Genomic DNA, 508 nt, shown 5'->3' with positions numbered 1-508 from the left:
CAGATAGCAGTGCCCATTGCCACTTCCGAATACCATACAAAAAGGCTCCAGGACCTGGCAGGAGGTTCCTGCCGACAAGGGTCCATGGAGATATGGCGTGGTAAAGACGGAGAGTGGTATGCTGCTATATCATTAATATACGAGACTCACTTAAACGAGCCGTGCGGCGTAATCGGGGTCGATTTCGGCATAGTAAAGCTTGCCGTGCTGTCCAACAACATCTTTTTTGACGGCCGAAAGGTCAGGTGGCGCAAGGAACGGTGGGCACAGCGGAGAAGAGCCCTTCAGCAGGCGGGCAGACTTTCCCGCGTCAAAAAAGAAGCCGGCCGCGAAACAAGGTGGATGCGGTATATCAACCACTGCATCTCAAAGCGCATAGTTGAAATAGCGAAAAAAGAAGGCAAGGCGATTGCACTTGAGAACCTGCTGGGTATCCGCGAGCGGACTAAAGGATCAAAAAAGTTCAACCGGATGATGTCCGGGTGGAACTTCAAGGAGCTGGCCTCGT

General features: G+C 52.4%; 1 protein-coding gene. It reads left to right on the top strand.

The window, feature by feature from the left end; translation table 11 throughout:
* The coding region (locus AN618_RS13655) for an IS200/IS605 family accessory protein TnpB-related protein (RefSeq protein ID WP_222926547.1) at positions 1-508 on the top strand (508 nt) is incomplete at both ends.

The sequence above is a fragment of the Fervidicola ferrireducens genome (assembly GCF_001562425.1).
Classification (GTDB): Bacteria; Bacillota; Thermosediminibacteria; order Thermosediminibacterales; family Thermosediminibacteraceae; genus Fervidicola; species Fervidicola ferrireducens.
Note: the sequence above shows the minus strand (reverse complement) of the source record. Positions and strands in the feature narration are given on the sequence as shown.